Origin of the sequence: Aquabacter sediminis, assembly GCF_028863665.1 — a bacterium.
Classification (GTDB): domain Bacteria; phylum Pseudomonadota; class Alphaproteobacteria; order Rhizobiales; family Xanthobacteraceae; genus L1I39.
Genome location: NZ_JARBFX010000004.1, coordinates 496,243 through 508,604 on the forward strand (window position 1 = coordinate 496,243; position 12,362 = coordinate 508,604).

The 12,362-nt window shown below is 67.5% G+C and carries 8 protein-coding genes; 7 read left to right on the forward strand and 1 reads right to left on the reverse strand.

The window, feature by feature from the left end:
* Nucleotides 1–191: 191 nt before the first annotated feature.
* From PV781_RS10530 to cydB, 7 genes are all read left to right on the forward strand, one after another.
* Complete coding sequence (locus tag PV781_RS10530; protein ID WP_274775573.1) at nt 192–2,294, forward strand: FUSC family protein; 2,103 nt, start codon at nt 192–194, stop codon at nt 2,292–2,294.
* 12 nt (nt 2,295–2,306) lie between these two features.
* Nucleotides 2,307–2,513, forward strand: coding sequence for a DUF1656 domain-containing protein (locus PV781_RS10535; protein ID WP_274775574.1), 207 nt, complete (start codon nt 2,307–2,309; stop codon nt 2,511–2,513).
* A gap of 58 nt (nt 2,514–2,571) precedes the next feature.
* Nucleotides 2,572–3,492, forward strand: a complete 921-nt coding sequence (locus PV781_RS10540) for an efflux RND transporter periplasmic adaptor subunit (protein WP_274775575.1) — start codon at nt 2,572–2,574, stop codon at nt 3,490–3,492.
* A 289-nt stretch (nt 3,493–3,781) separates the two neighbouring features.
* Nucleotides 3,782–6,076: an FdhF/YdeP family oxidoreductase gene (locus tag PV781_RS10545; RefSeq protein ID WP_274775576.1), complete on the forward strand. Its 2,295-nt coding sequence runs from the start codon at nt 3,782–3,784 to the stop codon at nt 6,074–6,076.
* Nucleotides 6,077–6,302: 226 nt separating this feature from the next.
* Nucleotides 6,303–8,039 (forward strand): ubiquinone-dependent pyruvate dehydrogenase, encoded by a 1,737-nt coding sequence (gene poxB / locus PV781_RS10550; RefSeq protein WP_274775577.1) that lies wholly within the window; start codon nt 6,303–6,305, stop codon nt 8,037–8,039.
* 65 nt (nt 8,040–8,104) lie between these two features.
* Complete coding sequence (locus PV781_RS10555) at nt 8,105–9,517, forward strand: cytochrome ubiquinol oxidase subunit I (protein ID WP_274775578.1); 1,413 nt, start codon at nt 8,105–8,107, stop codon at nt 9,515–9,517.
* A gap of 2 nt (nt 9,518–9,519) precedes the next feature.
* Nucleotides 9,520–10,503, forward strand: a complete 984-nt coding sequence (gene cydB, locus PV781_RS10560; RefSeq protein ID WP_274775579.1) for a cytochrome d ubiquinol oxidase subunit II — start codon at nt 9,520–9,522, stop codon at nt 10,501–10,503.
* 622 nt (nt 10,504–11,125) lie between these two features.
* Here cydB and PV781_RS10565 read toward each other — a convergent pair.
* Nucleotides 11,126–12,331 carry an MFS transporter gene (locus tag PV781_RS10565; protein WP_425532385.1) on the reverse strand — a complete coding sequence of 402 codons (1,206 nt, stop codon included), beginning with the start codon at nt 12,329–12,331 and terminating at the stop codon, nt 11,126–11,128.
* Nucleotides 12,332–12,362: the final 31 nt, after the last annotated feature.

Genomic DNA, 12,362 nt, shown 5'->3' on the forward strand with positions numbered 1-12,362 from the left:
AGGTATGCGCGCCTCGTCCCAGAATATGAACGGGCGGAGCCTCGGAATGTCCGCGCGCGAAGGGTGGGGCGGCACCGGCATCCCCTGCCCATAAACCAAGGTTCACCCCCCTCTTATTCCACGTATAATTTCGCCGATGCACCGCCCGCCTATGCTCTGGCTCTCCCCCTTTGAGACCATGTGGCAGGCCCATGAGCGCGCACGGCGACACCCCTCTTCCCGCAGCATCCCTGGCGCGGCCGGGCGCGCTGAACGCGCTCGCGACATCCAGCAGCCTCTTGCCGCGCCTTCTGTTCGGGCTGCGCCTGGCATCTTCGGTTTCCCTCGCGGCGTTCATCACCTACGCCCTGGAACTGCCCAACCCCTTCTGGGCCGCGACGACGGCGGCCATCGTCTGCCAGCCGAACCTGGGGGCCGCCCTGCAGAAGGGGCGCTTCCGTGCCTTGGGCACCACGGTGGGCGCGCTGGCGCTGGTTTTTCTCCTTGGCCTGTTTCCGCAGGAGCGTGTGGCGCTCCTCCTGTGCCTGGCGCTGTGGTGCGGCCTGTGTGGAGGCGCCGTGGTCCTGCTGCGCAATTCCGCTGCCTATGCGGCGGGGCTGTCCGGCATCACCGCCGCCATCCTCTTCGCCGATAGTCTGGCCGATCCCACATCCGCCTTCTTTCTTGGCGTCACCCGCGTGAGCGAGATCTGCATCGGCATTGGCGCCACTGCCGTGGTGATGCTGCTCACCGAGCCGGGCGCGGCCCGACTGGCGCTCGCCAGCCTGATGGAGCGCATCGCACTGAACCTGCGCGCCGGCTTCCTGGATACGCTGCAGCGGGAGAGCGAGACGTCGGCCATGGAGGCGGCCCGTCGCACGGTGGTGAAGGCCCTCGCGCCCCTTGGCGTCGCCATCGATGCCGCCCTGGGCGAATCCGCCGGCCTCTATGCCCGGCGCGGGGTGTTCGGCGCCGTGGTGGAAAGCCTCGTCGCCGCCCTGGTGGCCTGGCGCAATGTCAGCCGCCAGAAGGGGCGCAAGGCGGGCGCGGCGCTGCTGCTTCAGCGCGACATCGCCCTGCGCCTTGCCCGGATCAACCCGGCCTTCCCGGAGCGGCAGGGCGGCCTGGCCAAGGCCGCCGCCCTGCAGGCGGTAGCGGACATCGCGGCGCTGCGTCCAAAGGAGAATGATGACGTCTCCGCTCACCTCCTGGTGGAGGCTGCGCTGAAGGTGGCCGCCTGCCTGGTGGCGCTCATGGATGCGGTGGTCTTCCTGCGCACCGGTGCGGGGGCGGACCGGTGCGTGCGTCGCTCGCCCCTGGTCATCGCCGATGGCCTGCCAGCCTTGGTGGCGGGCGTGCGCGCTTTTCTGTCGGTGCTGGCGGTGAGTGCCTTCTGGATCGTGACCGCCTGGCCGAGCGGGGCCTTCGCCATGGCCTTCGCGGTCATCTCCACGCTGATCTTCGCCGCCTTCGCAGACGAGGCGCGGACCCGGGCGGCGGACTATGCAGTCGGGGTCGCCGTGATGGCGGTGATGGGCAGCGCGATCTATTTCTACGTGCTGCCAGTGCTGTCCGGCTTTCCCACCCTCGTGGGTCTGCTGTTCCTGGTCTATGTCCCGCTGGGCATGATGCAGGTGGGTGCCTGGCATCCCATGGTGTTTCTCGCCATGTCGATCACCTGCCTCCCGCTGCTGGCAATCGGCAATCCCATTGCCTACGACCCTGCCGGTTACTTCAACACGGCATTCGCCATCTTCGCCGGCACCGTGGTCGGCACCTTGTTCTTCGTCATCGTGCCGCCGGTGGGCCCCGCCCGGCGTGCCAGCCGGCTGATCCGCCTGTCCGTGCGCGATCTGCGCCGCCTGATCCTGAACCGGCGCAAGAGGGACGCCCGGCGTTGGCCGGCCTTGCTCACACGGCGGCTGGAGAGCCTGCCTTCCGAGGCGAGCCTGGACCAGGGCGGCGCCTTGCTGGCGCTGCTCGCCATGGGGGAGGCCGTCCTGGCCTTGCGAGCGGGCTTAGGCGGGCGGGAGGAGGCGCGGACGCTCGAAGCGGCCCTCGCGGCGCTGGCCTGCGGCCGGCTGGCTCTGGCGCTGGACTGTCTGGAGGACCTGCGCAAGCGGTTTGCAAAGGAAACGCCCGCCACGCCCTCCCAGGCCTCCACGTCCCAAGACAGCGCAGGCCGGGTGAGGGTCCAGATCCAGCTGGCCGTTCTGACAGACGCCATCATCAGCCACGCCCCACTGCTGGGCACGCGCGCCCCCGAGCCGATGACCGGGCCGGCCGATGGGCCGGCCACTGCCCCACGCCGGTGAGGAGAGACCCGCATGTTCTCGGACATCAACATCCTGGGCGTCTATGTGGCCCCGTTCGCAGTGATGATGCTCCTGGCCTATCTGTGCATGTGGCCGCTGAACCTGATCAGCGCGCGCATGGGGCTGTCGCGCCTGGTCTGGCATCCCGGCCTCGTGAGCCTCTGCCTCTACGTCATCGTGCTCGCGCTGATCGTGCTCGCCTTCGGCGCGCGGCCATGAGGCGCGGCCCATCCCAGTATTCCCCGCTGTCCTTCACCCCACCCACGGGAGAAACTCCATGACCGCCATCGACCTTCCCGCCGAAGCCCGGAAATCAGTCCTCATCCCCCTGTTACGGGGGCTTGCGACCCTCGCGGCCCTGGGGCTTGCGGGCATGCTCGGCTGGACCATGTGGACCGTCTACATGGCCACACCCTGGACCCGCGACGGCACGGTGCGCGCCTATGTGGTCACCGTCGCCCCGCAAGTGGCCGGGCGCATCGTCGACCTTCCCGTGAAGGCCGATCAGTTCGTTCACAAGGGCGACCTGCTCATGGTGGTCGAGCCGGACGACTACCAGATCGCCCTCGCCAATGCCGACGCCAATGTGGCCCGCGCCAAGGCCGATCTCGACAACAAGCAGGCGGAGGCCGAGCGGCGCTCGCATCTGAGCGCGCTTGCGGTTTCCGACGAGGAGAAGCAGATCTTCGCCGCCAGCGCCAACATGGCCCTGGCCGCCTATCAGCAGGCCCTCGCGGCCCGCGACAAGGCCGCACTGGACCTGAAGCGCACCCGCATCCTCTCGCCGGTGAACGGCTATGTGACCAACCTCATCACCCAGGCCGGGGATTTCGCCGCCGTCGGCCAGCGCGCGCTTTCGGTGGTGGACGCCGACAGTTTCTGGGTCGACGGCTATTTCGAGGAAACCCTGCTCAATTCGATCCATGTGGGCGACAAGGCCGAGGTCTCGCTGATGGCCTATCCCGACCGCCTGACTGGCCATGTCACCGGCATCGGGCGGGGAATTGCCGTTCCCAATGCCCAGCCCGACGGCACCGGCCTTGCCAGCGTCAATCCCGTCTTCACCTGGGTGCGCCTCGCCCAGCGCGTCCCGGTGCGCGTGGTGCTGGATGGCGTGCCGCCGTCCGTGACCCTCTCCGCGGGCCTGACCGCCACCATCTCCATCGTGCCTGACACTGCCCCGGTCGGCCGTCTTTAGCCCCGCGCCCCCGGCGTTGCGGGCGGCGGCAGGCCGCAAGGCGCACGAAAAGCCTTTGCCAGGGATCGCTGCGCCGGGGATCGCTGCGCCGGGGAGGGACGGCGCATGCCTGCGCGCTCCCGTCGGACCGCATACGCAGGTATGTCCCGCCCATATGTCGATCTGATTTTTCTTTGATGCGTCGGGGTTTAGCTCTTGGGTAATGCTGGCCGTCGATCGAAAGCGCTTCCCGTCCCCCTGATCCGGCGCCCGGCAACTTCCGAAAATCTTCAATCGGCAGGAGCACATCATGGGCGTCGCCAAGACCATTCGTCCCTATCACCACCCCGCCGGCGGATGGGGCGCCCTTCGTGCCATGGGCACGGCGCTGGTGCAGCAGCACGTGGCAGTCTCCGGCATGGAGACGCTGGCGCGCATGAACCAGCCCGGCGGCTTCGACTGCCCCGGCTGCGGCTGGGGCGATCCCAAGCACACCTCGCCGTTTGAATATTGCGAGAATGGCGGCAAGGCAGTCGCCTGGGAGATGACCGCGCGCCGCTGTACCCCCGATTTCTTCGCCGCCCACACCGTCACCGCGCTTGCGGCGTTGAGCGATTATGAGCTGGAGATGGAAGGGCGTCTCACCCATCCCATGCGCTATGACGCGGCCAGTGATCGCTACCTGCCGGTGAGCTGGGACGACGCCTTCGCCTTGGTGGGCGCGCACCTGAACGCGCTGCCAGACCCAAACATGGCAGATTTCTACACCTCGGGCCGGGCTTCCAACGAGGCTGCTTTCCTCTACCAGTTGTTCGCCCGCGAATACGGCACCAACAACTTTCCCGACTGCTCCAACATGTGCCACGAGGCCACCAGCGTCGGCTTGCCCCAGTCCATCGGCGTGGGCAAGGGCACGGTGCTGCTGGAGGATTTCGCGCAGGCCGACTGCATCTTCATCTTCGGCCAGAATCCCGGCACCAACTCCCCGCGCATGATGACGGAGTTGCGCAATGCCGCGCGGCGGGGCGCCACCATCATGTCCTTCAACCCGTTCCGCGAGCGGGCTCTGGAGCGTTTCCAGGCGCCCCAGAGCCCGATGGAGATGGCAACGCTCTCCTCCACGCCCATCTCCTCGCGTCTCTACCAGGTGAAAGTCGGGGGCGATGTCGCGCTTATCAAGGGCATGATGAAGCTCCTGGTGGCGGTGGACGAGGAGGCGCGGGTCAGCGAGGAGGCGCCGGTCTTGGATTGGGATTTCATCCGCGGCCACACCCATGGCATCGACGCGCTGATCGCGGACCTGAAGGCCACGTCCTGGGCGGATATCGAGCGCAAGAGCGGCATTTCCCGCGCCGACATCGCCCATGCCGCCGATGCCTATATGAAGGCCGAGCGGGCGATCCTCGTCTATGGCATGGGCATCACCCAGCATCGCCACGGCACGCAGAATGTGCAGCAGATCGCGAACCTCGCGCTGCTGCGCGGCAATGTGGGCCGCGCGGGCACGGGCATCTGCCCGGTGCGGGGCCATTCCAACGTTCAGGGCGATCGCACGGTCGGCATCACGGAGGTTCCGAGCCAGGCGCTGCTCGATGCGATCGAGGCCCGCTACGGCTTCACCCCGCCCAAGGCCCCCGGCCACAATGTGGTGACCGCGCTGGACGCCATGGTTAAGGGCGAGGCCAAGGTCTTCATCGGGCTGGGCGGCAATTTCGCCGCCGCCATCCCCGATTGGCAGGTAACGCAGGAGGCCATGCGCAAGCTGGACCTCACCGTCCACATCGCCACCAAGCTCAATCGCAGCCATCTCGTCCATGGGCGGGATGCGCTGATCCTGCCCTGCCTCGGCCGTACCGAGGTGGACATGCAGGCGAGCGGCCCGCAATCGGTGACGGTGGAGGACACCATGTCCATGGTCCACGCCTCCACCGGTCACAATGCGCCCGCCTGCGCGCAGCTGAAGAGCGAGCCGGCCATCATCGCCGGCATGGCGCGGGCGACGCTGGGGGTACGCTCCAAGGTGGCGTGGGAGAGGCTGGTCGCCGACTATGCGCTGATCCGGGAGGAGATCGAGGCCATCTTCCCCATCTTCCAGGGCTACAATGCGCGCATCCGCGCGCCGGGTGGCTTTCACCTCACGTCGCTCGCCCGCGAACGCATCTGGGCGACCGAGACGGGCAAGGCGAACTTCCTGGTCTGCGAGGGTCTGTGCGAGGACCCGCAGGCGGGGGCGGACGACGTGCTCTGGCTCACCACCGTGCGCAGCCACGATCAGTACAACACCACGCTCTATTCGCTCTCCGATCGTTATCGCGGGGTCTATGGCCAGCGCGACGTGATTTTCCTCTCGGAAGCCGAGATGGAGCGGCGTGGGCTGGCGGAAGGAGACCGCGTGGACATTGTGACGGTCTCGCAGGATGGCATCGAGCGGGCGGTGCGGGCGTTCCGCGTGGTGCCCTATGCGTTCCCGGAGGGGAGCTGTGCCGCCTATTATCCCGAGACCAACCCGCTGGTGCCGCTCTATGCGCATGATCCGCAGAGCTTCACCCCGGCCTCGAAGGGCGTACCTGTCCGCCTGGTGAAATCTCCCCCGCGCGCGGTGTGAGACCGGGGCGGCCGCACGCGGCGCCCCGACCGGACCTCGACCCGTCGCCGGCCCTTGGCGGTGGATAGGTCGAGGTCCTTTTCTTATGGCAAAGCTCAAGCCTCTGACTGGCGCGCGTCATCCCAAGGTATGAGCGCTCCACCGTCACGTCTGACAGCCTGGCATTGCGCCGCCAATTAAGGTTTCGCCATCCCCATTGCTTGTCATGACTTGAAAGGAGAGAGCCATGTTCTCGCGCAACGTTGCGGACCTCATCGTGGACACGCTGGCCGAGGCCGGTGTGGAGCGCATCTATGGTGTGGTGGGCGACAGCCTGAACGGCCTCACGGAGGCCCTGCGCACCACCGGCAAGCTGCGCTGGCTCCATGTGCGGCACGAGGAGGTGGCGGCGTTCGCGGCGGCGGGTGAGGCGCAAATCACCGGCAAGCTGGCCGTGTGCGCCGGCTCCTGCGGGCCGGGCAACCTCCACCTCATCAACGGCCTGTTCGACGCCCAGCGCAGCCGCACGCCGGTGCTTGCCATCGCCGCGCAGATCCCCTCCGCCGAGATTGGCGGCGGCTATTTCCAGGAGACCCATCCCCAGACCCTGTTCCAGGAATGCAGCGTCTATTGCGAACTGGTCTCGGACCCCGCCCAGATGCCTTTCGTGCTGGAAAACGCCATCCGCGCGGCGGTGGGCCAGCGGGGCGTCGCAGTGGTGGTCATTCCCGGCGATGTGGCGCTGAAGCCCGCCCCCGAGCGCGCCATTTCCGCGCCGCAGGGCCTCGTTCCGCCGGCGCCCGTTGTGGTGCCCGCCGCCCGGGAGCTGGACGCCCTGGCGGGCCTCCTGAACGGCGCCGAGCGCGTCACCCTCTTCTGCGGCCGTGGATGCGCCGGGGCGCATTCGGAATTGATGCAGCTCGCCGAAACGCTGAAAAGCCCCATGGTCCATGCGCTCGGCGGCAAGGAAGTCGTGGAATACGACAATCCCTATGATGTGGGCATGACAGGTTTCATCGGCTTTTCGTCCGGCTACGAAGCCATGCATGCCTGCGATGTCCTGCTGATGCTGGGCACTGACTTTCCCTACAAGCAGTTTTTGCCCACCGCCGTGAAGATCGCGCAGGTGGACATCCGCCCCGCCAATCTCGGCCGGCGCTGCAAGCTCGATCTTGGCATCGTTGGCGATGTGGCGGCGACCCTCACGGCGCTGCTGCCGCGCCTGGACGTGAAGGCCGACCGGCTGCACCTCGACGATGCCGTCACGCGCTATCGCCATGCGCGGGCGGACCTCGACGCGCTGGCGGAAGGAACGCCCGGCCGCAAGCCGGTCCACCCCCAATATCTGGCGCGGCTCGTCAGCGAGCGCGCCGAGGACAACACCGCTTTCACCTTCGATGTGGGCACCCCCACCATCTGGGCGGCGCGCTATCTGAAGATGAACGGCAAGCGCCGGATGGTGGGCTCGCTGGTGCATGGCTCCATGGCCAATGCCCTGCCGCAGGCCATCGGCATCCAGGCCGCCGAGCCCACCCGCCAGGTGATCTCGCTCTCCGGCGATGGCGGGTTTTCCATGCTGATGGGTGATCTCATCACGCTGAAGCAGGAAAAGCTCCCCGTGAAGGTGGTGATCTTCAACAATGGCGTGCTCGGCTTCGTGGCGCTGGAGATGAAGGCCGCCGGCTTCGTGGAGCTGGGCACGGACCTTGAAAATCCCGACTTCGCGGCCATGGCCAACGCCATGGGCATTTTCGCCCTGCGCGTGGACGACCCCGGCGACCTGCCGGACGCGCTGGACGAGGTGCTCTCGCACGAGGGGCCGGCGGTGCTGGACGTGGTCACAGCCACGCAGGAACTCTCCATGCCTCCCACCATCGGCATCGAGCAGGCCCGCGGCTTCGGGCTGTGGATGCTGCGCGCCGTGCTGAGCGGGCATGGCACTGAGGTCATCGACCTCGCCGGCACCAATCTCCTGCCGCGCTGAACCGGCCGGCCCCTCGGGGCCGGTCCGCCGCCCGACGCCGGTTCCTCCCAAAGCGGGACATCGCCATGGACATCACCGCCCTTCTCCTCTCGCGCGTCCAGTTTGCCTTCACCATTTCCTTCCACATCATCTTCCCGGCCTTCACCATCGGCCTTGCCGCCTGGCTCACCTTTCTTGAAGCCTGCCACCTCATCACGGGGGAGCAAATCTATCGGCGGCTGTCGGACTTCTGGATGAAGATCTTCGCCGTGGCCTTTGGGCTCGGCGTCGTCTCAGGCATCGTGATGGCGTTCCAGTTCGGCACCAATTGGAGCGAATTGTCCCGCCGCACCGGGCCCATCCAAGGGCCGCTCCTGGGCTATGAGAGCTTCACCGCCTTCGCGCTGGAGGCCGCCTTTTTCGGCGTGCTGATGTTCGGGCGCGATCGCGTGCCGCGCTGGGCCTATCTGGTGGCCTGCCTGATGGTGTCGCTGGGCACCAGCCTGTCGGCCTTCTGGATCATGGTCAATAACAGCTGGATGCAATATCCCACCGGCTTCAGCCTGACGCCGGACGGTGTCTTCGTGCCCACGGACTGGTCGGCCATCATCTTCAATGAAGCCGTCTGGACGCGCTTCCCGCACATGGTGCTGGCGGCCTATGTGACCTCCGCCTTCTGCGTCGCGGCGACGGGGGCCTGGTACATGCTGCGCGGCACGGCGGTGCAGGAGGGCCGGGCCATGGCCGTCATGGGCCTGCGGCTCGCCGCCATCCTGGTGCCTCTCCAGCTCGGCTTCGGGCACCTGGTGGGCGATTTCGTCCATGACCGCCAGCCCGTCAAGTTCGCCGCCATCGAGGGGCGGTGGAACGACCAGCAGCCGGCGAGCGAGATCCTCATTGCCTGGCCCGACCCCGCCAATGAACGCAACCTTTTCGAGGCGGCGGTGCCTTATCTCGGCTCCGTCATCGGCTCCATGAGCCTGACGTCCAAGGAACTGGGCATCAAGAGCTTTCCGCCGCAGGACCGGCCGCCGATGGCCATTCCCTTCTTCGCCTTCCGCATCATGGTTGGCTGCGGCCTCCTGATGCTGGCCTTGGCCTGGACCGGCACCGTCCTCAGCTTCGGCGAAGGCATCCTCAAGGCGCGCCTCTTCCTGGTGGCCACCGCCTTGTCCTTCCCCCTTGGCTTCATCGCCACCCTCACCGGCTGGTTCACGGCCGAGGTGGGCCGCCAGCCTTGGGTGGTCTATGGCCAATTGCGCACGGCGGATGCGGTGACGCCCTTCCTGACCACCCATGAGGTGGCCGTCACCTTCGTGATGATCGCGGCGGTCTATGCGCTGATCTTCGGCTTCGGCGTCCTCTACCTCTACCGGCTGCTGCGCGCAGGCCCGATCCCGGCGCGCGAGATTTCCCTCTACGCCACCAATCCCAAGCGTCCCATGTCCGTGCCCGGCGCCAGTCCTGGCGTGTCGGGCGTCGCCCCTCTTGGAGAATGACCATGGTCGAATTCTGGGCCTGTGTCCTCGGGCTTTCCATCCTCCTCTACATCCTGCTGGACGGCTTCGACCTCGGTGTCGGCATGCTGTTTCCCTTCGCCCCCAGCGAGCGGGAGCGCCGGCGGATGCTCGCCTCCATCTCGCCCGTCTGGGACGGCAACGAAACCTGGCTGGTGGTCTCCGCCGCCACCTTGTTCGGCGCCTTTCCGGTCGTCTTCTCCATCATCCTGTCAGCCTTCTACCTGCCGCTTTTCCTCATGCTCGCGGGGCTGATCCTGCGCGGCGTGGCGTTCGAGTTCCGCTACAAGGCCACCACCAGCCGGCCCATCTGGGATTTCGGCTTCGTGGCCGGGTCCTATGTGGCGGCCTTCGTCCAGGGCACGGCGGTGGGCGCCATCGTCCAGGGGCTTCCCATCGCGGACGGTGTCTATACGGGCAGCGCGCTTGGCTGGGCGAGCCCGTTCGCGCTCTTCTGCGGACTGGGGCTCTGCATTGGCTACGCCATGATGGGCGCATGCTGGATTACCGGTAAGGCGGACGGGGCACTCCGCGATTTCAGCTATCGCGTCCTTCCCGGCCTCATGGCGGCGCTGGCGGCCTTTCTGGTTGCGGTCTTCGTCTGGTCGGTGGAGATCCGCCTGCAGGTGCTCGGCCGCTGGATGGAGCGCCCCCTCCTGCTCCTGTGCCCGCTGGTCGGCTTTCTCGCCTTTGCCGGCATGGCCCTCGCCGTATGGCGCCGAAGCGATCGCATCCTGTTCCCGTGCGGCGCGCTCATCTTCCTGGCGGCCTTCGCGACGCTCGCGGGCTCGTTCCTGCCCTATATGCTGCCCTTCTCGCTCACCGTATGGCAGGCGGCCTCGCCGCATTCCTCGCTCGCGTTTCTGTTCTGGGGGGCGGGCGTCTTCGTCCTGCCGCTGACGCTGGTCTATACGCTGGTGGTCTATTTCATCTTCCGAGGCAAGCTGGTCTCGGATCGGGACGACTGAGCACCCGCTCTCCCGACCCTGCCTGGACAGGACCGAAAATGAAGGCGGCCGCTCCCCGTGTGGGGAGCGGCCGCTTTTGCCTTGAGACCTGGCGCCGGCGCGAGCGACAGCGGCTTGGAGACGGCGCCTCGGACGGCTGCATCCTGGACGTCGGCGCGTTGGGCATCAGCATATGTGGCGTCAGCATCTCGGGCGTCAGAGTCTCGTGCGTCAGACGCTTGGGTTTCAGAGGTTTGCGGGCGCGTGAGAGGCGCCCCGCCTCCTTCCCGGCGTCCAGCTCCCCCTTGAGGACCGCGCACGTGCCTGTCCCGCTGCGGGTGGCTCCCGCTGACTGTCGGCCTATCCGCTGCTCTCCCTAAGGGCTGGTCCAGCCGGAACGTCGGAGCAGGTCGCGCCCACCTGCACCGACGCTCAGCGCTCCGGGCATGCAGCGGGGCGTGGGACGACCCGGCGTGAGCAAGGGTTCACCGCCGGCCGGACACCTGGTGAAGGTCCCTGCCGCTTGCTCGGATAAATGGGGCGGGCTTCACGCGAGACCCTGCGACCAAGACGCAAAAAAAGCCCTGGCCAGCGCGTACGCCGGCCAGGGCTTTTTCATGAAGGTGGAAGGTGGCGCTGGCCGTCAGATGCGACGGCGCCACGCGATCAGCTGAAGGAGGGTGGCGAGCACCGCGAAGGCGGTCCCCAGCAGGCTCACCAGCGGCCAGCCGCCGGTCTGCCAGGCAAGGGTTGCCAGTGCCGAGCCCAGCGCGCCGCCCAGGAACATGGTGCCCATCAGCACCGTGTTGAGCCGCGCGCGGGCTTCCGGATGCAGGGCGAAGACGATGTGCTGGTTGGACACCAGGGCCGTCTGCATGCCGAAGTCGAGCAGCACCACGCCCACCACAAGCCCGGCCAGCGAGGTCCACAGCCCGAACACCAGGAAGGAAGCGAGCGTCACGAGGACACCCAGCCCCACCGCCTGCGCCGGTCCGCGCTTGTCGGCAAAGCGCCCGGTGAGGGGGGCAGCAAGAATGCCCACCGCGCCCACGAGGCCGAAGAGGCCCGCGATTTCTGCGCCGTAGCCGTAGCGCGGTTCCGCCAGATGGAAGGCGAGGATGGTCCAGAACACGGTGAAGGCGGCAAAGAGCGCGGACTGGGTGAGCGCGGCAAGGCGTAGCTGCGGGAACTGCCGCCACAGGTGCCAGATGGAGTGCAACAGGCGCGGATAGGCCAGGGTGGAATCCGGCTTGCTGTGGGGCAGCACGAAGCCCATGAGCGCTGCGGCCGCCAGCGCCAGGGGCACGGAGAGCCAGAACATTTCGCGCCATCCCGCATGGGCCGCCACGAAGCCGGCCAGCGTGCGGCTGAGCAGGATCCCCGTCAGCAGCCCCGCCATCACCGTGCCCACCGTCGCGCCCCGCCGCTCGGGGGCGGCCAGATGCGCGGCGAAGGGGACGATCTGCTGGGCCACCGTCGCCAGGAGCCCGACCGCCAGGGACGCGGCCACCAGCGTGAGTGCATTGGGCGCGATGGCCGCGAAGGCGAGCGCCGCCGAGAGCAGGACGAATTGCAGGATGATCAGCCGCCGCCGTTCCACCAGATCGCCGAGCGGCACCAGCAGGAACAGCCCCACCGCATAGCCGAGCTGGGTCGCGGTGGGGATCGCCCCGGCGAGGCGATCGGGCAGGGCCTGCTCGATCAGTTCGAGCATGGGCTGGTTGTAGTAGATGTTCGCGATCGCAAGACCCGCCGCCGCCGCCATGGCGAAGGTGGTTCCGTGGCCGAGCGTGTGCCGCACACGCGACGGGGCGATGCGCCCTCCAGGGGCGCTGTCCTGAATGGTCATGGCAGTCACCAAGTGTGAGGAGAAGAAGAGA

Coding starts and splice junctions, on each gene's coding strand:
- poxB (WP_274775577.1), top strand. CDS start 6,303: ATGTTCTCGCGCAACGTTGCGGACCTCATCGTGGACACGCTGGCCGAG.
- cydB (WP_274775579.1), top strand. CDS start 9,520: ATGGTCGAATTCTGGGCCTGTGTCCTCGGGCTTTCCATCCTCCTCTAC.
- PV781_RS10540 (WP_274775575.1), top strand. CDS start 2,572: ATGACCGCCATCGACCTTCCCGCCGAAGCCCGGAAATCAGTCCTCATC.
- PV781_RS10530 (WP_274775573.1), top strand. CDS start 192: ATGAGCGCGCACGGCGACACCCCTCTTCCCGCAGCATCCCTGGCGCGG.
- PV781_RS10545 (WP_274775576.1), top strand. CDS start 3,782: ATGGGCGTCGCCAAGACCATTCGTCCCTATCACCACCCCGCCGGCGGA.
- PV781_RS10555 (WP_274775578.1), top strand. CDS start 8,105: ATGGACATCACCGCCCTTCTCCTCTCGCGCGTCCAGTTTGCCTTCACC.
- PV781_RS10565 (WP_425532385.1), bottom strand. CDS start 12,331: ATGACCATTCAGGACAGCGCCCCTGGAGGGCGCATCGCCCCGTCGCGT.
- PV781_RS10535 (WP_274775574.1), top strand. CDS start 2,307: ATGTTCTCGGACATCAACATCCTGGGCGTCTATGTGGCCCCGTTCGCA.